Annotated in this window: 20 protein-coding genes and 1 riboswitch; of the genes, 10 read left to right on the forward strand and 10 right to left on the reverse strand. The window is 40.7% G+C overall.

Annotated features, from left to right (window positions below; translation table 11 throughout):
* Positions 1-52 precede the first annotated feature (52 nt).
* From ACFVSW_RS06485 to ACFVSW_RS06510, 6 genes are all read right to left on the reverse strand, one after another.
* Entirely contained in the window at positions 53-817 is a 765-nt protein-coding gene (locus ACFVSW_RS06485) for a tyrosine-protein phosphatase (protein WP_387313705.1), read from the reverse strand.
* A gap of 36 nt (positions 818-853) precedes the next feature.
* Complete coding sequence (locus ACFVSW_RS06490; RefSeq protein ID WP_387313708.1) at positions 854-1,552, reverse strand: CpsD/CapB family tyrosine-protein kinase; 699 nt, start codon at positions 1,550-1,552, stop codon at positions 854-856.
* Positions 1,521-2,270, reverse strand: a complete 750-nt coding sequence (locus tag ACFVSW_RS06495) for a YveK family protein (RefSeq protein ID WP_387313710.1) — start codon at positions 2,268-2,270, stop codon at positions 1,521-1,523. The genes ACFVSW_RS06490 and ACFVSW_RS06495 overlap by 32 nt, the downstream gene beginning before the upstream one ends.
* Before the next feature lie 222 nt (positions 2,271-2,492).
* Positions 2,493-3,608, reverse strand: coding sequence for a DegT/DnrJ/EryC1/StrS family aminotransferase (locus tag ACFVSW_RS06500; protein ID WP_387314112.1), 1,116 nt, complete (start codon positions 3,606-3,608; stop codon positions 2,493-2,495).
* 113 nt (positions 3,609-3,721) lie between these two features.
* A complete protein-coding gene (locus ACFVSW_RS06505) occupies positions 3,722-4,345 on the reverse strand; it encodes a sugar transferase (protein ID WP_387313713.1) in 624 nt (207 codons plus the stop codon).
* A gap of 14 nt (positions 4,346-4,359) precedes the next feature.
* Positions 4,360-6,183, reverse strand: a complete 1,824-nt coding sequence (locus tag ACFVSW_RS06510; RefSeq protein WP_387313716.1) for a polysaccharide biosynthesis protein — start codon at positions 6,181-6,183, stop codon at positions 4,360-4,362.
* Between the two features lie 569 nt (positions 6,184-6,752).
* Between ACFVSW_RS06510 and ACFVSW_RS06515 the strand changes: the two genes are divergently transcribed.
* The 10 genes from ACFVSW_RS06515 (at position 6,753) to ACFVSW_RS06560 (ending at position 19,494) form a co-directional block, all read left to right on the forward strand.
* Entirely contained in the window at positions 6,753-7,124 is a 372-nt protein-coding gene (locus ACFVSW_RS06515; RefSeq protein ID WP_387313719.1) for a helix-turn-helix domain-containing protein, read from the forward strand.
* A 49-nt stretch (positions 7,125-7,173) separates the two neighbouring features.
* Positions 7,174-7,291: riboswitch (SAM riboswitch) on the forward strand.
* 113 nt (positions 7,292-7,404) lie between these two features.
* Positions 7,405-8,517 carry a methionine biosynthesis PLP-dependent protein gene (locus ACFVSW_RS06520; RefSeq protein ID WP_387313721.1) on the forward strand — a complete coding sequence of 371 codons (1,113 nt, stop codon included), beginning with the start codon at positions 7,405-7,407 and terminating at the stop codon, positions 8,515-8,517.
* On the forward strand, positions 8,517-9,710 hold the full coding sequence (metC, locus tag ACFVSW_RS06525) for a cystathionine beta-lyase (protein WP_387313724.1): 1,194 nt from the start codon (positions 8,517-8,519) through the stop codon (positions 9,708-9,710). Before ACFVSW_RS06520 ends, metC begins: the two co-directional genes overlap by 1 nt.
* The gene (locus tag ACFVSW_RS06530; RefSeq protein WP_387313726.1) at positions 9,707-11,566 is read left to right on the forward strand and encodes a bifunctional homocysteine S-methyltransferase/methylenetetrahydrofolate reductase; all 1,860 of its coding nucleotides are present in this window, start codon (positions 9,707-9,709) and stop codon (positions 11,564-11,566) included. The genes metC and ACFVSW_RS06530 overlap by 4 nt, the downstream gene beginning before the upstream one ends.
* Entirely contained in the window at positions 11,547-14,996 is a 3,450-nt protein-coding gene (metH, locus tag ACFVSW_RS06535; RefSeq protein WP_387313729.1) for a methionine synthase, read from the forward strand. Before ACFVSW_RS06530 ends, metH begins: the two co-directional genes overlap by 20 nt.
* A gap of 229 nt (positions 14,997-15,225) precedes the next feature.
* Complete coding sequence (locus ACFVSW_RS06540; protein ID WP_387313730.1) at positions 15,226-15,639, forward strand: MarR family winged helix-turn-helix transcriptional regulator; 414 nt, start codon at positions 15,226-15,228, stop codon at positions 15,637-15,639.
* Positions 15,640-15,654: 15 nt separating this feature from the next.
* Positions 15,655-16,869 (forward strand): MFS transporter, encoded by a 1,215-nt coding sequence (locus ACFVSW_RS06545; protein ID WP_387313733.1) that lies wholly within the window; start codon positions 15,655-15,657, stop codon positions 16,867-16,869.
* Between the two features lie 69 nt (positions 16,870-16,938).
* Positions 16,939-17,163, forward strand: coding sequence for a hypothetical protein (locus ACFVSW_RS06550; protein ID WP_387313736.1), 225 nt, complete (start codon positions 16,939-16,941; stop codon positions 17,161-17,163).
* A 77-nt stretch (positions 17,164-17,240) separates the two neighbouring features.
* Positions 17,241-17,804: an NAD(P)/FAD-dependent oxidoreductase gene (locus tag ACFVSW_RS06555; protein WP_387313737.1), complete on the forward strand. Its 564-nt coding sequence runs from the start codon at positions 17,241-17,243 to the stop codon at positions 17,802-17,804.
* A gap of 178 nt (positions 17,805-17,982) precedes the next feature.
* Positions 17,983-19,494, forward strand: a complete 1,512-nt coding sequence (locus ACFVSW_RS06560; protein WP_387313740.1) for an MDR family MFS transporter — start codon at positions 17,983-17,985, stop codon at positions 19,492-19,494.
* Between the two features lie 253 nt (positions 19,495-19,747).
* Here the strand turns inward: ACFVSW_RS06560 and ACFVSW_RS06565 are convergent, their stop codons facing one another.
* The 4 genes from ACFVSW_RS06565 to ACFVSW_RS06580 form a co-directional block, all read right to left on the reverse strand.
* On the reverse strand, positions 19,748-20,143 hold the full coding sequence (locus ACFVSW_RS06565; RefSeq protein ID WP_024029616.1) for a hypothetical protein: 396 nt from the start codon (positions 20,141-20,143) through the stop codon (positions 19,748-19,750).
* Positions 20,144-20,253: 110 nt separating this feature from the next.
* The gene (locus ACFVSW_RS06570) at positions 20,254-20,382 is read right to left on the reverse strand and encodes a hypothetical protein (RefSeq protein ID WP_387313743.1); all 129 of its coding nucleotides are present in this window, start codon (positions 20,380-20,382) and stop codon (positions 20,254-20,256) included.
* Between the two features lie 12 nt (positions 20,383-20,394).
* Positions 20,395-21,615: a helix-turn-helix domain-containing protein gene (locus ACFVSW_RS06575; RefSeq protein ID WP_387313745.1), complete on the reverse strand. Its 1,221-nt coding sequence runs from the start codon at positions 21,613-21,615 to the stop codon at positions 20,395-20,397.
* Positions 21,616-21,886: 271 nt separating this feature from the next.
* Positions 21,887-22,825 carry a magnesium transporter CorA family protein gene (locus ACFVSW_RS06580; protein WP_387313746.1) on the reverse strand — a complete coding sequence of 313 codons (939 nt, stop codon included), beginning with the start codon at positions 22,823-22,825 and terminating at the stop codon, positions 21,887-21,889.
* Positions 22,826-22,959: the final 134 nt, after the last annotated feature.

The following is a 22,959-nucleotide window of genomic DNA, read 5'->3' on the forward strand; positions in this document are numbered from 1 at the left end:
CCTTCTCGCAATCGGCATATTTATAGGTGAAAAAGTACTGTGATAAAATTAGTTAAAAAATCCCCAATATCTTTTTACGAATTGGAGTCGGCTTCTCAACCTGAAGATGCTGACCAAGTAAGAGCAGTTCCGTATTTTCTTGAAAATAAAAGGTATAATTGATTTCGAATGTTTTTGTGATTGCCTCATAAGCTTCATGAAGTGAGAAGCCTCTTGAGCCGCAATTATGGGCATCGGTTGCGATAAAATGCGCTAAATTATGTTCAATGAGTTTTTCGGATAAGGATTTAACTTTTTTCCCAAAATGACCGATAATACTTCCGGATGTAAGCTGGGTCAAGGCCCCTTCCTGAACCAGTTCAAATAATAGATGATGATCCTCAAGAAATCCGCTATTTCTTTCAGGATGGACAATAATTGGTGTAATCCCTCTGACTAACAGTTCATAAACTATTTCCTGTGTATAAGTCGGAACTTCCCCAAATGGAAGTTCTAATAACATGTATTTACCTTCATTGTTAAGAGTCAGGATTTCATCCATTTCAAGTGAATGGAATAATTCCCGGTGAATCCTTACTTCCTGACCCGGATGGATGGTAAGATGAATATTCTCCTGTTGTAAATGCCTATTTAACTCATGTGTCCTCTGCAAAATAACACTCTTTGAATTTTCATATTGCCCGTTTAGATGGTGCGGTGTTGCAAATAGATGGGAAATTCCTGCTGTTACTGCGGCATTCGCCATGTTTAAACACTCAATAAGCTGCGTCGGACCGTCATCAACCCCTGGGAGTATATGACAATGTATATCAATCATCCATATAATCTCCCTTTATTATTAATAAAATAGCCTTTAACCATATTGGCCATAATAATGATCCTTTTTGGAATCCACTCCATTGACAACGACACCAAGTATTTGCGAGTTCGCTTTTTCTAATAATTCTTTCGCTTTGCTCCCCCGGTCCTTTTTGGTTTTTCCACTGGCAACCACCATTACAACACCATCACTTTTACTTGCCATAATCTGGGCGTCTGTGACCACAAGTAATGGCGGTGTATCAAAAACGATATACTCATACGCTTCCTTCAGTACTTTTATTATTTGTTCCATAGTCTTTGAACCTAATAGTTCTGAAGGATTTGGGGGGATTGGTCCACTAGTTAAAAGGTCTAAATTGGGAACATATGTCTTCGTAATTGCCGTTTCTATATCAATTACCTTTGTGAGAATGCTGGTCAGGCCGTCAATATTACTGACGTTAAAGGTAAAATGAACAGAGGGTTTCCTTAAATCTGCATCGACAAGCAAGACTTGTTTTCCTTGCTGCGCCAGTACAATGGCAAGATTGGCAGCTGTTGTCGTTTTCCCATCAGCAGGTTCAGGAGAGGTTACTACTATTGTTTTGATTTCTTTATCTACTGAGGAAAAATGCAAATTGTTCCTTATTAGCCGGTACTGCTCGGTTATCGGCGATTTAGGGTTGTATTGTGCAATTAAATTCACAGATCGTTTAGCATTATTTTTCACCTTGCGAGACAATCGTTTCACTTCCCATCTTTTGCATTTTGGAATCTCTTCTCGCCTTTTTCTCTGAATGAGACATTTTCTTAATAGACCCTAGCACCGGCAGTCCAAGGTATGTTTCAACATCGTGATCATCCTTCAGCGTATTATCTAAAAATTCAATCAGGAAAGTCATTACTATTCCAATTATCAAACCAACAACAACCGCGATGGCAATATTCAATATTGGATTGGGTTTAACGGGAACAGGATTTTCCATTAATTCTGCTTTCGCAAGAATGCTCACGTTATTGACACTCATAATATTTTGGATTTCCGTTTGAAAAACTTCTGAAATGGTGTTAACAATTTCTACTGCGTTTGCAGCATTTGAATCCCTAACCACTAAAGAAAATATTTGCAAATTTTCTTGGCTGTTAACCGTAATGCTCTGATTGAGTTCCTCCACCGTTTTTGGAAAATCAAGTTTGTTAACGACTTTACTGAGAATGACAGGACTTTTGATAATCACGCTATACGTATTAATCAAATCCACGTTACTTCGCAATAAAGAGTAGTCCAGCTGATTCTCCGGATTTTTTTGATTGACAAGGATTTGCGTTGATGCCTGATAAACAGGTGTCATCACATAATATGAAATTGAAGCACTTATCAACCCTGCTAATACTGTTAAAGAAAAAATTAGCTTCCAGCGTTTTTTAAGGATTGTAAATATATCTAGTAAACTTATTGTTTCCTCCATAATGCCCTCCGGACCTCTTTATTCATTTTTGACACCATATCAATTTAGTGAATGTTGATTTCCGTTCCAGGCGCGAGCTTTCCGCGGGGCGGGCGGTGAGCCTCCTCGGCGCTAAAGCGCCTGCGGGGTCTCACCTGTCCCGCTGCTCCCGCAGGAGTCTCGCGCCTTCCACTCCAATCAACAATGTGCTCTAACACAGCCTTTCAATAAATAGATTATCTTTTAGTAATTCTCACTCAAAGCCTTCTTAATGCAGTCAATTACTCTCATTTGATCCTGTGGTGTCATATTTGAACCTGAAGGTAAGCAGATTCCAGTTCGAAAAAGTTCTTCGGAGATGCTGTTGTTCGTGGAATGCGGATAGTATTGATACTTTTCAAAAAGCGGCTGCATGTGCAGCGGCTTCCATACAGGTCTTGCTTCAATATTCTCGGACTCTAGTAAAGCAAGTAATTTGGATATCGACACGCCTGTTTTTTGCTCATTTATTGTTAACGTAGTCAACCAGCGATTTGAAACTGTGTTTTCCAATTCCGGCATAAAGGAAATTTCAGGATAACCCACTAATTCTTGTTGATAGGTATTAAAGATAGCCCTTCTTACATTGACTCTCTCTTCCAATACCTGCAGCTGGCTTCTTCCTATTCCAGCCAAGATATTGCTCATTCGATAGTTAAACCCAAGCTGGCTGTGCTGATAATGTGTTGCAGGGTCCTTCGCTTGCGTTGCTAAAAATCGTGCTTTACTTAGCGCTTCGGTATTATCAGAAATGAGCATCCCTCCGCCAGAAGTGGTAATAATTTTATTGCCATTAAACGAATAGACACCAAATTCACCAAAAGTCCCGCTCGATTTTTCTTTATACATGGATCCAAGTGATTCTGCTGCATCTTCTACGATAGGAACCGCGTATCTATGACAAATGGCTGCAAGTTCGTCCATCTTGGCAGACTGTCCATACAGATTCACGATGATCACAGCTTTTGGCAATTTATTGGCGATCTCCGCTTCCTTAAAAGCTTCTTCCAGAGCTGAAGGTGACATATTCCATGTGGCTGGTTCCGAATCAATGAAGACAGGCTCTGCACCTTGATAGAGGATTGGATTAGCAGTCGCTACAAAAGTAAGGCTTGAGCAAAATACAGTATCCCCTTTTTGTACCTCTAATAAAGAAAGAGCCAAATGAAGCGCTGCAGTTCCTGAACTGACTGCTACGGCTCCATTGGCTCCAATGTAACTTGCCATTTCCTTTTCAAAGGCATCGACATTCGGTCCCAAGGGGGCTATCCAATTGGATTCGAACGCCTCATTAATGTATTTCATTTCAGTTCCGTTCATATGCGGCGGAGAAAGGAAAATTCGACTTTTCTTTGCTGTTTGTAACAAATCATACACCTCCAATTCATATCATTAATCTAGTAAATTATAAGAATATGACTGGTTCACGAACATTACAATATATATTCTTTCCGCTCTTTTTCTTTTGCTTCGGTACCCGTAAATGAAGCCATTGGTTCATTTTCAGTTTGGTTAATATCTTTGGGGCGAATAACCTTTATTATGGTTAACCCTAAAATTTTCAAATCAAGTAACAGTGTTTGATGATTTACATACCAAACATCCAGTTCAAATTTTTCTTCCCACGTAATTGAATTTCGCCCATTAACCTGGGCCCATCCAGTAATTCCCGGTCTAACAAGATGCCTCTTTGCCTGTTCTTCGGTATATAAGGGAAGATATTCCATTAATAATGGTCTAGGCCCAACCAAGCTTATATCACCTTTTAATACATTAATAAGTTGTGGGAGTTCGTCAAGACTATACTTCCTTAAAAAGGAACCAAAGGGAGTCATTCGTTGAAAATCAGGCAGAAGTTGTCCATTGCTATCCTTCCGTTCATTCATACTTCGGAATTTAAACAGGGAAAAAGGCTCTCCATTCATTCCAGGTCGAAGCTGTTTGAAAATGATTGGAGAGCCAAGTTTATATTTGACCAAAATGACAATGAATAAAATGATTGGGGAAAAAATAGCTAATAATGACAATGAAATAAGAACGTCCAACATTCGCTTCATGCAATTACCTCCCCTTACATTAAGACTGACAATTTTTGTTTCTCCTCTTTATGATTGGCTAGAAATAAAAGGCTTTCTCTGATTTCCTCTTTTTCCAGGTTTGAGTATGTTAAAATAAATTCTTCGATTTCTTGGATATAAAGCTCTGAGGTTTTGCCAATATATATTTTTGGATAGATTTGTTCTTCATGTACCTCATCTTCTTTTAATAGTTCTTCGAAAAGCTTCTCCCCAGGTCTAATCCCGGTAAATTCAATCCCAATTTCATCAACAGAATTTCCGGATAATTTGATTAGATTCTTGGCAAGGTCAACAATTTTCACCGGTTCGCCCATATCTAACACAAAGATTTCCCCACCCTTGGCAAGGGCCCCAGCCTGGATGACAAGTCTTGAAGCTTCAGGTATCGTCATGAAATAACGGATCATATCAGGATGGGTAACGGTAACAGGACCACCCTTTTCTATTTGCCTTTTAAATAAGGGAATAACGCTGCCGCTGCTTCCTAGGACATTTCCAAACCGAACAGCGACAAATTTGGTATTGCTTCTTCTATCCTTTGACTGAATAATCATTTCTGCCAGTCTTTTCGTAGCCCCCATGACGCTGGTTGGATTAACAGCTTTATCAGTAGAGATCATCACGAATGTTTTAACTCCATTCAAGCTGGCAGCATTTGCGGCATTGATGGTCCCAATCACATTATTCTTCACTGCCTCTTCAGGGTTGTGTTCCATCAGCGGGACGTGCTTATGTGCAGCCGCATGATAGACAACATCCGGCCGATACATTCTCATCACTGCTGCCATTTTTGCGGCATCCTTTAAATCAGCAATTTCCGTTATAAATTCAATCGTTGATTCTCCAAAGCATTCCTTTAGTTCCATTTCAATCGAATAAATACTATTCTCTCCGTGCCCTAATAGAATCAATTGTTCAGGTGAAAAAATAGCAACCTGACGGCAAATTTCCGAGCCAATCGACCCCCCCGCACCGGTTACCAACACTTTTTTTCCGGTAATGTATTTTGATATCGCGGCAATATCCAGATTAATTGGCTCCCTGCCTAAAAGATCCTCCACTTGGACATCACGGAACTGACTAACAGATATCCTTCCTGTTACTAAATCCTCAAGCATCGGGAGGATTTGCGTTTTTGCAGAAGTCTTTGCACATTCTTGAAAAATAATATTTAACTCTTTCCTGCTTAAGGAAGGGATGGCAATAATAATGTTGTCGATGTGCAAGGTTTGAACTTTCTCTTCTATAGAGCTTACCCCGCCGAGGACCGGGATTCCTAATATATCTAATTTTTGTTTATTCAAGTCATCATCAATAAATCCTACCGGAAGAAGATGGGTCTCTTGACTTTTTAACAGCTGCCTTGCCACCATCGCACCTGCCGAGCCGGCCCCAACAATGAGTGTTCGTTTTTTATTTTGAATTTTGTTCATAAAGGTATCGCGGTACACTCTCCAGCAAAACCTAGAACCGCCAATTAGCAAGATATTAACTGACCACGTTACACCCAGCAGCCTAATCGGAATATCATAGAGGATCAGCTGCGCCAGTAGTGCTGTCAAAAGTATTGAAGATGTCACAATTTTAAAGATAATTAATAACTCTCCAACACTTGCATATTCCCATGCCTTTTTATACAGCTTAAAAACCAATGAAAAAATATGGTGGCTAATCAAGATGGATAATGTGATGACCATCATTGGAACATGAATGACATAAACAGCAGCATCGACCAAGAACCTGCTGACAAAAATGGCTGTTATGACAATACATGAATCTACTAAAAAGAATATAGACATCCTTTGCCGATAGGTCATTTTCTCCCCCCTTTTAATTTCTATTCATTTTAAAAGATTAAAAGTTTTGATTATAGCGGCTTTCATAGCCATTATCATCAAAACCTTTAATCATTTGATTTGGGGCATCTAACCCCTCCTCACATCACACTCTTGACGACTAGCGTCTAAGGTTAATAACCCACAGTATGACCGAGTGCCTTCATTGATAGCGGTAAGAAGGCATCACCAAAAGAAAATTTGTACACCCTAATTTTAATTCTTTATAAAGAACAAGTCAATTTATTATTTGTATTACATTTCATTAATAATAATTCCATTTAGTTTATAAAAAGTCTGTGTAACCCTTGAGGTTCAGCGGAGTAATAGGATTAATCATTCCTCTATATAATATTTACGCACTAGGAAAATATATCTGTTTATTAAAATTTATCTTAAGTCAACAAATCAATTCTTTAAAAAGAACGAATTCTGGTTTATAATATCAGTAATATGACATAGTTTCATAATATTTACGTCAACAATTCGCAGCCGATAGCTACGCAATCTTTTATACATACACATTAAAATTTGTTTAAAAGGAGAAGCCTATGATTGGAACACGAATTAAAGAAGTACGAGAGCAAAACGGTTATACCCTTACGGAGCTTGCTGACCTTGCCAATGTCTCTAAATCCTATTTGAGCAATATCGAGCGGAGCCTTAATAAAAATCCATCTATTCATTTTCTAATGAAGATTGCCAAACCGTTACATGTTTCAATTGAATATTTATTGACTGGAATCGATCAATTAGATACCGAGTTGAATGCAAATGGGAAAGAGCTTCTGGACAAAGAGTGGAAGCGAATAATCGAAAAGGCTATTATAGATGGTATGAATAAAGAGGATTTTATCGAATATATAAATTTTATTAAATTTAAAAACTGGGAAAAAAATAATAAGTTGATTAAAACCGATTGACATACCGCCTTCCATGTAGTAAGTTTTATAAATAATCTAAATAATTGATTTCTTATCAAGAGAGGTTGAGGGAATGGCCCTGCGACGCCTCAGCAACCATCAATGGTTTCAACCATTGAAAAGGTGCTAAGTCCTGCAAATTAGTTTGCTAATTTGCGAGATAAGAAGAATGACAATTTGGTCGTATTTACAAAAGTCTTCTTCTTATAGAAGGCTTTTTTTATTGGAAAAGCGGAAGCTCTCGCAGTTGGCCATTCCCATCATTAAAGGAGTGTGCAGCATGTACAAAATCGAAACGAAACTGGCGCAAATTGGAAATCGCAGTGAGACAGTGACTGGAACGGTGAATCCGCCGATTTATTTTTCAACGGCTTACCGACACGCAGGAATTGGGCAATCAACCGGCTTTGACTATATTCGTACTGGAAACCCCACAAGACAAATTCTTGAAAAGGCAATTGCTGATTTAGAACACGGTGACCAAGGATTTGCCTGCAGCTCTGGTATGGCGGCCATTTTCACAGTGCTTTCATTGTTCCAATCTGGTGATGAATGGTTAGTGAGCGAAGATTTATATGGGGGTACCTATCGCTTGTTAGAACAAGGATTTAAGAAGTGGGGCTTAAAAACGCAATATGTAAATACGTGTTGTCCGGAAGAGGTCGAACGCAGGATTACTCCTTCAACAAAAGCCATCTTTCTGGAGACTCCCACAAATCCCCTGATGCAGCAAGCAGATATTGCCGCGATCTCAGAAATTGCTAAGAGACACGGTGCGTTACTGATTGTTGACAACACATTTTATACTCCATTATTGCAGCAGCCAATCCTGCTAGGAGCCGATATTGTCATCCATAGCGCGACTAAGTATTTAGGAGGCCATAATGATGTGCTGGCAGGACTTATCGTTGCCAAGGGAAAAGACATTTGTGAAGGATTAGCCCTTCATCATAACGGTGCCGGCGGTGTGTTAAGTCCGTTTGATGCTTGGGTGTTAATGCGCGGAATGAAAACGTTGGCGCTGCGGATGGAACGCCATGAGAAAAATGCAAAGGCGATTGTCGAATACCTTTCCAAACATGAAAGTATTGCAGATGTTCTCTACCCTGGTAAAGGCGGAATGGTGTCCTTCCGATTGCAAGAAGAAGCATGGGTAAATCCATTCCTTCAAAATATAGCTCTAATTACTTTTGCTGAAAGCCTTGGCGGCACGGAGAGTTTAATTACCTATCCAGCGACACAAACCCATGCGGATATTCCAGAAGAAATTCGCCTGCAGCAAGGTGTCGACAATTGTTTATTACGTTTTTCTGTTGGAATTGAAGATGCCGGTGATTTAATTCAAGATCTAGAGCAAGCTTTAGCTAAAATTACAGAAGGAGTGATTGCCTAATGGCTCGCGTCGAATATAGCTTTCAAACAAAACTCCTTCATAATCAGCACAAAGTCGATCCAGCTACAGGGGCTGTAAGTGTACCAATCCAACATGCCTCTACTTTCCACCAATCTGATTTCGATCAGTTTGGCAAGTACGATTATGGCCGCAGTTTAAATCCGACAAGAGAGGCGCTTGAGGATGTGATTGCGGAACTCGAGGGCGGACTAAAAGGATTTGCCTTTTCATCAGGGATGGCCGCGATTTCGACGGCATTCCTCCTGCTTTCCGCAGGAGACCATATTGTCATTACGGAAGATGTCTATGGCGGAACCTTCCGGATGGTTGCACAAGTCCTTCCCCGGTTAGGAATTGACCATACATTTGTCGATATGACGGATTTAGATGCAGTAAAGCAGGCGATTCAACCAAATACAAAAGCCTTTTATATGGAGACACCCTCTAACCCATTAATGAAAGTCACAGACATTAGGGCCATTTGTGAGTTAGCGAAGGAAATCGATGCGATCACTTATCTCGATAATACCTTCCTCACCCCTGCCCTGCAAAAACCATTGGCGTTAGGCGTCGATGTTGTCCTTCATAGTGCGACTAAATTTTTATCAGGGCATAGTGATGTGGTAGCAGGACTTGCCGTCGTAAAGGACGAAGAATTGGCTAGTCGATTAGGCTTTTTACAAAACGGGTTCGGGGCTATTCTTGGTGTTCAAGATGCCTGGCTCGTCTTAAGAGGGTTAAAGACGCTTCACGTTCGCTTGGAGCAATCGCAAAAATCAGCTCTTAAACTGGCAGAATTCTTAGATGCACATCCGCTTGTTGAAAAAGTATATTATCCAGGCCTTGCCCGTCATCCACAATATCAAATTCAGAAAGAGCAAGCTGGTGGGCCCGGAGCCGTCTTATCCTTTGAATTGGCTAACGAAGATGCACTTCGAACCTTCCTTGCTAACGTAAAAATACCTGTCTTTGCTGTCAGCCTTGGTGCGGTGGAGTCGATTTTATCTTATCCGGCTAAGATGTCACATGCAGCAATGCCGCAAGCAGAAAGAGAAAAGCGCGGAATTAAAAACAGTCTGATTCGTTTATCAGTTGGCCTTGAAAATTCTGACGATCTGATTAAGGATTTTTCCCAGGCACTAGAATTTGTTTATGATAAACAATTGGTGTTACAGCAAGGAGAATTACAATGAGTTTTTTAGAAAAATTAAACAAACAAATCTTGATTGCGGATGGAGCGATGGGGACGCTCCTGTATTCGTACGGTACTGACTGTTGCTTTGAGGAACTGAATCTTTCTCAGCCTGGGCAAATCCAAAATGTTCATAAGGCTTATATTGATGCCGGTGCAGACGTTATTCAAACCAATACGTATGCGGCCAATTATTTAAAGCTTCAGCGCTATGGTCTCGAGGATTCGGTGAAGGAAATTAACAGTGCCGCAGTTCGTAACGCCAAAAAGGCAGCCCAAAATAATGCCTATGTGCTTGGGACAGTTGGCGGGAATCGCGGCGTTAAGCCTGACTCTGTGTCGATTGAGGAATTAAAGCGAAGCTTCCGTGAACAATTATATTGTCTTTTGCTCGAAGGGGTCGATGGGTTGTTACTAGAAACCTTTTACGACCTTGAAGAGCTTGAAACGATTCTTACGATTGCCCGGAAAGAAACGAAGCTGCCCATCATTGCCCAGGTCTCCCTTCAAGAGCCTGGAATTTTACAAAATCAAACGCCCGTTAACGAGGCAATAACGAGACTGGAAGCCCTTGGCGCCGATGTCATTGGACTCAATTGCCGGCTTGGACCGCACCATATGCTGCTCGCGCTTGAGCAGATTGAACTCCCGAAGCATGCCTTTCTATCCGCCTATCCTAATGCCAGTCTGCCAGCTTACACAGACGGGAAGTTTCATTATGAGGGAGATGCCGATTATTTCCGCCAATCTGCGCAAAGCTTTCGAAAGGAAGGCGTTCGCCTTCTCGGCGGTTGCTGCGGCACAACGCCGGAGCACATCAGGGCATTTGCTGAAGAACTAAAGAATAGTGTTCCGGTTACTGAAAAGGTAGTAAAATTGAAACCAAAGAAAATTGTGGTTGAACCTTCTGCTGTAAAAAGGGAGTTCGCTCCCCTTCAGGAAATTGTCAAACAGAGACCATCAGTGATCGTTGAATTAGATCCACCAAGAAAGCTGGATACGACGAAATTTTTCGAAGGGGCTAAAGCCTTAAAAGAAGCTGGAATTGATTCGATAACACTTGCGGATAATTCGCTTGCGACCGTAAGGATTTCAAATGAATCATTGGGCTACTTAGTAAAACAGGAATTAGCGATGCGGCCGCTAATCCATATTGCCTGCCGCGACCGTAATATCATTGGCTTGCAATCGCATTTAATGGGGCTGCACACACTTGGGTTGAATGACGTTCTCGCGATTACCGGCGACCCGGCTCGGGTAGGCGATTTTCCGGGTGCCTCCTCTGTTTACGACGTGTCCTCATTTGAGCTGATTCAAATGATTAAGCAATTAAATGAAGGGCTGTCTTTTTCCGGAAAAGATCTCGGGCAAAAGACAGATTTTAGCATTGCCGCTGCCTTCAACCCAAATGTCCGTTCTTTAGAGAAAGCAGTGAAGCGATTAGAGAAGAAAATTCATTTTGGGGCCGATTACTTTATCTCCCAGCCTGTTTTTTCAGAAGAGAAGTTAGTCGAAATCTATGAAAATACGAAACATCTTGATGCACCTATTTATATTGGCTTAATGCCGCTTTTGAATAGTAAAAATGCTGAGTTCCTTCATAATGAAGTACCTGGAATCAAAATCGCTGATTCGATTCGGGAACGGATGGCTGCGCTGAACAGCAACCCGATTCAAGCTGCTCGAGAAGGAATTGACATTACTAAGTCACTCATTGATGCGGCATTGGATTTATTTAACGGGATTTATTTAATTACACCATTTTTACGCTATGAACTGACTGCCGAACTCGCTATCTATGCCCGGCAGCGTGCTGAAGAATTAAGGGGGAACATCTATGCCGAAAACACCATTTAATGAGCAGCTAAAAAAACGCATCCTCGTCATGGACGGGGCAATGGGAACAATGATTCAACAGGCCAATCTTAGTGCTTCGGATTTTGGCGGAGAACAGTATGAAGGCTGTAATGAAAACCTGAATTTAACGGCCCCATCAGTTATTGCCGGAATTCATCGCGAATACCTTGAAGCCGGCGCCGATATTATTGAGACGAATACGTTCGGGGCAACAAGCATTGTCCTTGATGACTATGAGCTGGGATTTAAAGCTTATGAAATTAATAAAATTGCCGCAATGATTGCTGTCAGAGAGGCGGTGAAGATTTCTACCGATGCTTGGCCCCGCTATGTGGCAGGATCAATGGGGCCGACGACGAAAACCTTAAGTGTTACTGGTGGTACAACCTTTGATGCCCTTGCCGCTTCTTACGAGGAACAGGCTATCGGTTTAATTGACGGTGGAGTCGATTTACTGTTGCTTGAAACGAGCCAAGACATGCTAAATGTGAAAGCGGGCTTTGTCGGGATGCAAAGGGCCTTTGAAAAAACAGGCAAAACATTGCCGCTGTTTATTTCGGGAACTATCGAACCAATGGGGACGACACTTGCGGGACAAACGATTGAATCATTTTATATTTCGGTTGAGCATATGAATCCGGTTGCGGTTGGGTTGAATTGCGCAACTGGTCCTGAATTTATGCAGGATCATGTCCGGTCACTTGCAGGTCTTGCGTCTGTTGCGGTCAGCTGTTATCCGAATGCCGGATTGCCGGATGAAGAAGGCCACTATCATGAAACACCAGAAACACTGGCGAAAAAGCTGGCTGACTTTGCGGCTCATGGCTGGCTGAATATTGTTGGCGGCTGCTGCGGGACAACACCTGAACATATTCGGGCGATTGCTGAGGCGATGAAGAATTATCATCCGAGGGAAGTGCTGCAATCCAGTGTTCATATGGTTTCCGGCATTGAACCGTTCGTTTATGATGACCCGACATTAAGACCCATTTTGGTTGGGGAACGGACGAATGTGATTGGTTCACGCAAATTCAAACGGTTAATCACGGAAGGGAAATTTGAAGAAGCAGCGGAAATTGCACGGGCACAGGTAAAAGGCGGTGCGCATGTGATTGACCTTTGCCTCGCGGATCCGGACCGTGAGGAAATCGTTGATATGGAAAATTTCATCAAAGAAGTGGTTAAGAAAATTAAGGTTCCCTTGGTGATTGATTCAACAGATGAAAAAGTCATTGAACGGGCACTTAAATATTCGCAGGGAAAGGCAATTATCAATTCGATTAACCTTGAAGACGGGGAGGAACGATTTGAAGCGGTTGTACCTTTGATTCACCGCTATGGTGCTGCTGTCGTCGTTGGAACCATCGATGAAGAAGGAATGGGCGTTACGGCCGAGCGGAAACTGGCAATAGCTAAACGTTCCCATGACCTGTTAGTAAATAAATATGGCCTTAAACCACAGGATTTAATTTTTGACCCGCTTGTTTTTCCAGTTGGCACGGGTGATGCCCAATATATCGGTTCTGCCAAAGCGACTGTTGAAGGAATCAGGTTAATCAAAGAGCAGCTTCCGGGCGTACAGACGATTCTCGGTGTAAGTAATGTATCCTTTGGACTTCCGCCTGTTGGCAGAGAAATTCTCAACTCCGTGTATCTCTACCACTGCACTTTGGCTGGGCTTGATTATGCGATAGTTAATACGGAAAAACTGGAGCGGTTTGCTTCTATTTCCAAGGAAGAAGTTCAATTGGCGGATTCACTGCTTTTTGATACGACGGATGAAACGCTCGCGACCTTTACTGAATTTTATCGGGGCAAAAAGAAGGAATCAAAGGTAACAGTTCCGGATATGAGCTTAGAAGAGCGCCTAGCCTATTATGTGGTCGAAGGTACGAAAGAAGGCTTGCTGCCAGATTTAAATCTAGCCCTTGAAAGCTATCCTGCCCCGTTGGATATTATTAATGGCCCGTTAATGAATGGAATGAAGGAAGTCGGCAGACTTTTTAATGATAACCAATTAATTGTTGCTGAAGTTTTACAAAGTGCTGAGGTAATGAAAGCGGCAGTATCTCATTTAGAGCCGCATATGGAGAAAGGCGATGTCTCCGCTTCTAAAGGAAAAGTTATTTTAGCAACCGTCAAAGGCGATGTTCATGATATCGGGAAAAACTTAGTTGACATTATTCTTAGCAATAATGGCTACGATGTTCATGATTTAGGAATTAAGGTCACTCCTACCGAGCTGGTTCAAGCCATTCGTGAGGAAAAACCGGATTTTGTTGGGTTATCTGGTCTGCTGGTGAAATCGGCGCAGCAGATGGTGTTAACCGCCCAGGATATGAAAGAAGCAGGAATCTCATTGCCGATTTTAGTCGGTGGTGCTGCCCTTTCCCGAAAATTCACAGATACAAAAATCGCCAAAGAATACGAAGGGCTCGTTCTTTATGCAAAGGATGCGATGACAGGACTGTCGCTTGCCAACCAGCTACAGTCACCCGAGGAACATCAAAAGCTGCTCGATGAAAAACAAGAAAAGCTGGCTGCAATTAGCGTTCCACTTGAATTGCCAAGCCGTTCTGCCGTGTCAGTCGCGGTGAAAGTAAAGCCTTCTGTTTCAACCGAAGTACCAGTCTTTACGCCAATGGATACGAAAAGACATATTCTAAAATCGTATTCGCTGTCTCATATTGAACCGTATATCAATATGCAGATGCTGATCGGGCATCATCTGGGCGTAAAAGGGAAAATTGCGAAATTGATTGCTGAGAAGGACGAAAAGGCGTTAATGGTAAAAGATGTGGTTGATCAATTACTTGCAGACGCCAGCTTGAACAACTGGATTACTCCGGCGGCTGTTTATCGTTTTTTCCCAGCACAATCGGATGGGAACAAGGTAATTATTTATGACCCGGAAAACCCGGTCAATATTATTGAAACATTTGATTTCCCGCGCCAGGGGTCAGCACCATATCTTTGTTTAGCTGATTTTATAAAATCGGTTGACAGCGGCACTATGGATTATGTTGGCTTTTTTAACGTAACAGCTGGGAGAGGAATTCGTGAAAAAGCTGACCAATTGAAGGCAGAGGGACGTTTCCTTGAATGTCATGCTCTTCAATCTCTGGCTTTGGAGACTGCAGAAGGCTTCGCGGAGTTAATTCACCGACAGATGCGCGACCGCTGGGGATTCCCGGATCCGCTTGATTTTACGATGCAGGATCGTTTTGCAGCTCATTATCAAGGACAGCGGTTTTCGTTTGGCTATCCGGCATGCCCTGATTTAGAGGATCAAAGGAAATTGTTCAAGTTGCTTCAGCCAGAAGATATCGGTGTGCAGTTAACTGACGGTTGTATGATGGAACCGGAAGCGTCTGTTTCTGCAATGGTGTTTGCCCATCCGGAAGCAAGATATTTTAATGTGTTGAGATAAGGTTTTGAAGTAATTCCGCGGATTTAGGTTGTCCTCCGCGGAATTTTTGTTTTATTTTGGGGATTTCTGTCAACATGGATGGGATTTCCGCCAAACCGGACGAGGATTCCGCCAAACTGGTTCTTCACGCAAAAACCATCCAATGTGAACATTCCTTGACAATTAATATAAAAAAGAATATAGTTACCTAGGTAATTAATTTGAATTATTGGAGTGAAATCAATCCCTAATGAATAGCCACGAATTATTCCATACACTGCACCAACTTTCACGACAGCTTACCAATAAACTCAATGAAGCCTTGAAACCATTTGGATTATTTAATGCCCAGTGGGCAGTTATCTTTGTTCTAAATAATAGGGGTTCACTTACCCAAAAGGAACTTTGTGATTACCTATTTGTCGAAGCACCGCCAATGACCCGTACCATCCAGCGGCTTGTCAAACAAGGATATGTAAAACAAGTTCCAGGCATAGATAAACGCGAGAAACATGTTCAATTAACTCAAGAAGCTTTAAAGCTTTATCCAGAATGGGAAAATGCTGTGAATGAAGTCAACCAAGGATTACTTAAACATTTCCCATCAGCATCACAGGAGGAGCTTTCCAAATTACAAAAAAGCTGGTTACAACAGCTTCTATAAAAAGGAGTGCATCATATGAATAAACCTAAACTATGGACCAAAGATTTTATCAGTGTTTCTTTAAGTAACTTTTTTCTATTTTTGACTTTTTATATCCTGCTTGTCACACTTCCATCTTATGCGCTGGATGAATTACATAGCAGTGCGTCACAAGCAGGACTAATGACAACAGTATTTTTGCTTTCTGCCATCGTCTCACGCCCGCTTGCTGGACAATGGATGGAACGGGCCGGGAATAAAAAGGTACTATTAACGGCGCTGATTATTTTCGCTGCTGCTTCACTCTTTTACTTTTTCCCAACAACAATTACCGGTTTTCTTGTTGTTCGTCTATTACACGGGATTGGGTTTGGTATGGCGACAACAGCGGTAGGTACGATTGTCGCAGATCTCATTCCCGCATCTCGCCGGGGTGAAGGAATGGGCTACTTTGTCATGTCGACCAATATGGCGATGGTTATGGGTCCATTTGTCGGATTGTTGGCTATTCAACAGTGGGGCCCAAAAGTTTTATTTATCCTAAGTGTTATTGTCGCGGTTGGTTCCTTGATTACCGGCCTAAGTGTCAAGCTGACGAAAACGGTACAGCCAAATCAGATCGAAGTCCTTTCATCCTTCTCATTCCGAAACCTTTTTGAAGCATCTGCCGTTCCGATTGCAGTAGTGGGCAGCTTCCTGGCTATCGTCTATTCTGCCCTGCTTTCCTTTGTTTCGATCTATGCAAATGAAATTCACTTGGCAAGTGTTTCAAGTCTATTCTTCGTAGTCTATGCGATTGTGCTGTTACTTTCCAGACCGTTTACCGGCAAATGGCTCGATCAGTTTGGTCCAAACGTGATTTCCTATCCATGCCTGGTGCTTTTTGCAATTGGGATGTTTATATTAAGCCAAAGCGGCGGTGTGGTGACATTTCTTCTGTCTGCCGGTTTGATTGGATTGGGCTGGGGTACTCTATTTCCAACCTTCCAAACGATTGCGATTCAAAATGCTGAACCTAGAAAAAGAGGTTTAGCGACAGCTACCTTTTTATCCATCTATGATACAGGGATTGCTTTGGGATCGTTTTTAGTGGGCGTGATTGCCGCAAAAATGGAATATAGTTCTTTATATTTCTATTGTTCGTTCTATGTCCTGATTGGAGTGGTTCTCTTTTACTTCCTTCATACGAAAAAGAAAAACGCTTCAGCAAAATTAGATACTCAACAATCATCGAAAGTACAGGAAATTTAAAAATCAACTAAACAAACCTCCTCCAAATGTTATATAATGGATTGTAACCAACATGGAGGAGTGATTTTTATGGCGAAATCTAAAGCCAAAAAGTTAAGAGAAAGACTTACGCGCGAAGGAAAAATGAATCCGGAAGTAAAGCGAAGTGAATTTGTTTTTTCAGACATGCGCACGCGAACAACTAAGACGAAAAAAGACCACTTGTACCAATTTAAACACAAGAACCATCAATCCCAGGACGGAAATGATGGTTCTTTTTTATTTCTAAACCATTTCGTTTTCCCAATATCTTAAAACGAGCAGTTTATTTTACATAGCTCATTTGTTGCGTTAGGATAATACTGTTAACTGAAAATTTGGGAGGTTTTGAAATGTATGATGTTGTAATCATAGGAGCTGGACCTACTGGAGCAAGTGCAGCGTTATTTACAGCGAAAGCTGGTAAGAAAACATTAGTCATTGATAATGATAAAAGCGTTACCAAAAGAGCTTGGATTGAAAATCATTATGGTGTTGCAGAAATCACTGGCCAAGACCTTGTGGAAACGGGTAAACAACAAGCAAGCAAATTTGGTGCAGAAATTGTAACAGCAACTGTTACAAACGTAAGTAAAACTGACAATGGATTTAAAGTAGAAACTGATCAATCGGAATTTGAAGCTAGTCATGTCATTATCGCAACCGGGATGATGGCTGACCTTGCTGAAAAAATCGGCTTAACAACCAAGCCTGGTACTGAACCAAGAATTAAAACGATTCTTGATGTCGATGCGGCTGGAAAAACGAATATTGATGGCATCTGGGCTGCCGGAACTATCGCCGGTGTTAGCATGCACACGATTATTACAGCCGGAGATGGGGCAAAGGTTGCCATCAACCTAATTAGCGAGCTAAACGGCGAACGATATGTTGACCACGATATGTTGAAAAAATAGATACTTGAATAACAATGAAGGGACTCAAAAAGGGTCTCTTTTTTTATTCGTTGACAAGGTTACTCCTTCCTTTTAAAATTGCATTATCTTTATTACCATTTTTTGAAAATGTAAGTGAGGAATATTGGACTTATTTTTTCCAGTACTAACATTACATGATCTACAAAGGAGACAATTTATGATCAAAAAAGACAGTAATCTTAAGCTCGTAGTTGCCGGTATCCTCTTGGCGATTTTAATGTCGGCCATGGATAACACGATTGTCGCGACGGCGATGGGAACCATCGTTTCCGACCTTGGAGGCTTTGACAAATTTATTTGGGTAACTTCAGCCTATATGGTGGCCGTTATGGCGGGGATGCCAATTTTCGGGAAGCTCTCAGATATGTACGGTCGAAAACGCTTTTTTATTTTTGGATTAATCGTGTTCCTCGTTGGTTCTGCTTTATGCGGCATTGCCCAAAGTATTATTCAATTAAGTATTTACCGGGCGATTCAGGGGATTGGCGGCGGTGCTCTTATGCCAATCGCCTTTACGATTGTGTTTGATATTTTTCCTCCGGAAAAGCGGGGGAAGATGACTGGCTTACTTGGAGCTGTATTCGGCGCGTCCAGTGTATTAGGACCGCTATTAGGGGCCTACATTACGGATTATATTAGCTGGCATTGGATTTTCTATGTAAATGTTCCGATTGGAATTATTTCATTTATTTTAATCAGTCGTTTTTATCATGAGTCTCTTAGCCACTCCAAGCAAAAAATTGACTGGATTGGGGCGATTACACTTGTTATTTCTGTTGTAAGTTTAATGTTTGCTCTTGAGCTAGGCGGTAAGGAATATGCATGGAAATCGATTCAAATTGTCAGCTTATTTTCAAGCTTTCTTGTCTTTTTCGTTGCCTTTTTCATTGCTGAGTTAAAGGCGGAGGAACCTATTTTACCGCTTTGGCTTTTTAGGAGAAGGCTGTTTGCGACCTCGCAAATTCTAGCTTTTCTATATGGTGGTACATTTATTATTTTAACCGTGTTTATCCCGATATTCGTTCAAGGAGTATACGGCGGCACCGCCAAAAATGCAGGATTAATTTTGACACCAATGATGCTAGGCTCTGTCGCTGGAAGTTCCGTTGGCGGGATTTTCTTAACGAAAACTTCTTACCGAAACCTGATGTTGATTTCAATTGTTTCCTACGTGTTGGGGATGTTTTTCCTTGGCAGTATGACGGTTGATACTGCCCGCTATCTTTTGACCATTTATATGATTCTTGTTGGATTTGGGGTAGGTTTTTCCTTTTCTTTACTTCCGACTGCTTCGATTCATAATTTGGAGCCGCAGTATCGCGGAACCGCAAACTCAACCAACTCGTTCCTTCGTTCATTTGGGATGACACTTGGCATAACGATATTCGGTACGATTCAGGGTAATATTTTTCAGGATAAATTGAAAGCAGCATTTGCCGGCATGCAAGGCGCAGGTAATTTTAAAATGGGCGATCCGCGTGAGATTTTCCAAGCTAGTGAGCGTGCGAAGATTCCTGATTTCATCTTATCCAAAATTGTTCATGCGATGTCCGATTCAATTACCCATACCTTCATGGTTGCGTTGATTCCGATTGCACTTGCAGCAGTGACGATTTTCTTCATGGGGAAAACCCGAGTCGTAGTGAAGAAGCAGCCAGCAAAGAACTAATGAAACAAGCACCTTGAATGAGGTGCTTGTTTTTATTTTGGGGAGTGGATATTATCGGTAATTTTCAATCGCTGATAGAATAAAAATATTCGCCGATTGAAACAGCAAATTCGCCGATAGACACTCAAAATTCGCCGATAAAATTAAAATAACATAATTTCAGCTGTAAAATTTACTAATAAAAGCGAAAAAAGGACGCCATAATCGGTGTCCTTTCCCATCTTTGCACAAAATCAGCTATTTTCCCCACTATCTATACCTCAAGATCCTTTCCCTCTTCAACAATATGGAACAATAGGTGTGCAAGGTGATGAATTGGACCGTATTCTTCTTCCTCTTCATCCGTTTCTTCATTAAATTCGAGATCATTTAAGAAAAGTGCCATGAATTCGTAGAAGTCCTTCAGCTGGAACGAGTAGCAGGCAACAGGTTCTTCACTTTCCTCTTCGTATTGCAGCACCATATAGGAGAGATCCCCATCAATGTCTGCAGCATCGAAAAAGACAAAGAAGCCTATGTTTGTGTCGAGCTCAAATAAATGCCTTGTACCGCCTGCGGTTGCCTTTTCAAATTCCTCTTGATTTAGTTTTTGAATCTGCATGCTATCAACATTATCTTCTTGATGAAAACCAACAACAAATGATTTCATGATATCCTCCTCAGTCCTCTTCCGAAATTTTTAAACACATATTGGTAGGATACCCTTTTTAAATGAAAAAAACCCCCTAATGATTCAGGAGGCTGAAAAGTACGAGCATATTAAACTGGAGGATAAATAGGGTGATCTTTTTGAGTAGAATCTGCAACTTTAACTGGATTTGCATCATTTACCGGTGCTGCACATACAAGCAAGGCAAGTGAAAATAATACAATTATAGCTTTTTTCATTTAAACTCCTCCTCAAATTATTTTATTTAAATAGTTAACTGCTTCCAAATAGCTTCCTTGTTGGCGATAAAAATCTGAAAGCATTTTGTAAAAACGGGTTAGGTCGTTATTATGCTCTTTCGTCCCTTCCAAATGGGGAATTACTTTTGCTTCTAAATATTTAAATGCTTTATCAGGAGAGATTATATGGAACAGATAAAAATCTGCCAGCAATCGGTATTTTTTTACTCCAAGCTCCTTCGCCAAAGAACTGACTACTTGCAAACTCTCTTTCGCTTTGGCTACTTCATTCAGTGAATATTGGATTTCACCAATAGAATATAAAGTCACAAGATAATGCTGATTTTTGATTGGTTGAAGCGCTAAGCTTTTTTCATAATAATCCAGGGCGTCCTTCGGTTTATTCCTTTTATTCTGCAGATAGCCCATATTGTGATAAATTTGCGGAAGAAGCTTTTCCTCATTTAACAATTCGGCATTACGAATCAAATGCCTAAAGCTATCTTCTGCTTCTTCATATATATTAGAGTGGGTGTAGTTAATTCCTAACATCATTAGTGTATGAAGAATTCGGAAGAAGTTATGCTCATTCATAAATAACTGGAGGGCCACTTTGCCAAAATGAATCGCATGCCCAGACTGCTCAAGCGAGCCTTTCACAAAAGCACGATGATAAAAAAAATCGGCATTTGACCTTTCATTGCTCGGATCATTATATAAAGCCTCAAGTATTTCGTCAGCTGCTTTATAGTGTCCCTTAATAATTAAACATACAGCATTAAAGTAAGAAAATAAATACTCTTCATGTTGGGAAAAATTTTTCTTTTGTTTAAATAATAAATCCTTTTGCCACTCTGCCTCGTCCAATAATCCTTTAAATAATAGATACCGATATTTATATAGTTCATATAAATGAATATAAGTGGAAAAAGGAATAATATCCTCTATTTCTTGCAGCTTTTGATAGACCTCATCTGCCTTATCTTTTAAATAAAAATTAATCTTTTCTCCAAGTTGCTGTAATAAATTCTGGATTAATTCCTCTTTTTCCTCGATTTCCTTAAAGTTTATATGTAATCGGCTTAGTAGCAGGGAAACCGTGGCCTCATTGGCTTCTTTTGAGTTGTTTTCAATCTTACTTAAATGCGGGACAGAGCATATTCCTTTTGCCAGCTCCGTCTGTGTCATTCCTCTTTGCGTTCGATAGAATTTAATCAGGGCACCGAATTCCATAATGCAACCAAGCCCCTCTCGTTTCTTACCATTTTACTATATTAGATTCACTATTTACAATTTATTCAGAATATTTCTCCATATTTTATTACTTATCGAGACGGCAATAGTAGATAAGATTACAATTTAATAGCATCAAAAACTTGGGAAAATTTTTATGTTTATTAAAATTTAGCTAGATTTTTTTAAAAAAATTATATAAAGCAATGCCGCTGCAATAATATGAAACCCGCCCCTTTAATAAAAGAGGCGGGTTTTTTAGGCTGGCAGTCTAGAAATATTTCTTTTTCCAAAAAACAAAGGCGGTTACCGCCGATAATATACTACAAATTAATAACGTAATAATAAAGGCATGTGGATTATTTTGAAACGGTAAGTCCACGTTCATTCCGTAAAGACTGAACACCATCGTTGGAAATGACAAAATGATCGTAATCGAAGTTAAAAATTTCATGACAATGTTTAGGTTATTCGAAATAATCGATGCGAAGGCATTCATCATCCCTGTTAAAATGGAGCGGTACGTTTCGGCCATTTCAATTGCCTGTGTTTTTTCAATAATCACGTCTTCTAATAAGTCCTTGTCTTCTTCATACATTTTTAAATAACTAAAGCGCAAAATTTTATCGAGGACGACTTTATTTGATTTTAATGAGGTGGTAAAGTAAACCAAACTCTTTTCTAAAGCTAGAAACGCAAATAGTTCTTTATTTTTTAAGGATTGGTGAACAACCCGTTCGATTTCATTTGTTTTCTTGTTAATTTGTTTTAAATAACGAAGATAATAAGAAGAAATGACAAAAAGAATTTGCAGGGCAAAACGTGTCTTTTTAAAGGTAAAGAACTCCTTCACTCTGTTTTTCCTAAATTCTTCTAAGATCGGTGAATCTTTTAAGGAAACGGTAATGATGCATTCATCAGTTAGGATGATACCAATTGGAATCGTCTCATAACCGGCAAAACCAGTTTCATCATGGATGATATAAGGGAAGTCAACGATGATATAGACCCGGCCGTCATCCCGTTCGATTCTCGGGCGTTCCTCATCATCGAGGGCATCTTTAATAATATCGATATCGACCTGGGCATCATTTGAGACCCTGGCAATTTCTTCTGCTGTCGGTGCATATATATTGACCCAGCAGCCTTTAGTGATAACATCAACTTTTTCTAAAACCTTTGCTTCCGTGCTTTTGTAAATCTCCAGCATGCGAAAACCTCCTCACTCACTTTGTTTGAGGAAGCCAACAACCTTTTCCAGAGTTGATATTTAAGATATTCAATTCAATCCATTCAAAGACATTGACTTCCCCTCGCCTCTTGGGGTCCGGGTCCATGGAATAA

The sequence above is a fragment of the Neobacillus sp. NPDC058068 genome (genome assembly GCF_042885335.1).
Classification (GTDB): Bacteria; Bacillota; Bacilli; order Bacillales; family Cytobacillaceae; genus Neobacillus.

Bases quoted from the DNA above. Each gene is read 5' to 3' on its own strand.
- ACFVSW_RS06485 (WP_387313705.1), bottom strand. From the start codon at position 817: ATGATTGATATACATTGTCATATACTCCCAGGGGTTGATGACGGTCCG.
- ACFVSW_RS06495 (WP_387313710.1), bottom strand. From the start codon at position 2,270: ATGGAGGAAACAATAAGTTTACTAGATATATTTACAATCCTTAAAAAA.
- ACFVSW_RS06500 (WP_387314112.1), bottom strand. From the start codon at position 3,608: ATGAACGGAACTGAAATGAAATACATTAATGAGGCGTTCGAATCCAAT.
- ACFVSW_RS06505 (WP_387313713.1), bottom strand. From the start codon at position 4,345: ATGAAGCGAATGTTGGACGTTCTTATTTCATTGTCATTATTAGCTATT.
- ACFVSW_RS06510 (WP_387313716.1), bottom strand. From the start codon at position 6,183: ATGACCTATCGGCAAAGGATGTCTATATTCTTTTTAGTAGATTCATGT.
- ACFVSW_RS06515 (WP_387313719.1), top strand. From the start codon at position 6,753: ATGATTGGAACACGAATTAAAGAAGTACGAGAGCAAAACGGTTATACC.
- ACFVSW_RS06520 (WP_387313721.1), top strand. From the start codon at position 7,405: ATGTACAAAATCGAAACGAAACTGGCGCAAATTGGAAATCGCAGTGAG.
- metC (WP_387313724.1), top strand. From the start codon at position 8,517: ATGGCTCGCGTCGAATATAGCTTTCAAACAAAACTCCTTCATAATCAG.
- ACFVSW_RS06530 (WP_387313726.1), top strand. From the start codon at position 9,707: ATGAGTTTTTTAGAAAAATTAAACAAACAAATCTTGATTGCGGATGGA.
- metH (WP_387313729.1), top strand. From the start codon at position 11,547: ATGCCGAAAACACCATTTAATGAGCAGCTAAAAAAACGCATCCTCGTC.
- ACFVSW_RS06540 (WP_387313730.1), top strand. From the start codon at position 15,226: ATGAATAGCCACGAATTATTCCATACACTGCACCAACTTTCACGACAG.
- ACFVSW_RS06545 (WP_387313733.1), top strand. From the start codon at position 15,655: ATGAATAAACCTAAACTATGGACCAAAGATTTTATCAGTGTTTCTTTA.
- ACFVSW_RS06550 (WP_387313736.1), top strand. From the start codon at position 16,939: ATGGCGAAATCTAAAGCCAAAAAGTTAAGAGAAAGACTTACGCGCGAA.
- ACFVSW_RS06555 (WP_387313737.1), top strand. From the start codon at position 17,241: ATGTATGATGTTGTAATCATAGGAGCTGGACCTACTGGAGCAAGTGCA.
- ACFVSW_RS06560 (WP_387313740.1), top strand. From the start codon at position 17,983: ATGATCAAAAAAGACAGTAATCTTAAGCTCGTAGTTGCCGGTATCCTC.
- ACFVSW_RS06565 (WP_024029616.1), bottom strand. From the start codon at position 20,143: ATGAAATCATTTGTTGTTGGTTTTCATCAAGAAGATAATGTTGATAGC.
- ACFVSW_RS06570 (WP_387313743.1), bottom strand. From the start codon at position 20,382: ATGAAAAAAGCTATAATTGTATTATTTTCACTTGCCTTGCTTGTATGT.
- ACFVSW_RS06575 (WP_387313745.1), bottom strand. From the start codon at position 21,615: ATGGAATTCGGTGCCCTGATTAAATTCTATCGAACGCAAAGAGGAATG.
- ACFVSW_RS06580 (WP_387313746.1), bottom strand. From the start codon at position 22,825: ATGCTGGAGATTTACAAAAGCACGGAAGCAAAGGTTTTAGAAAAAGTT.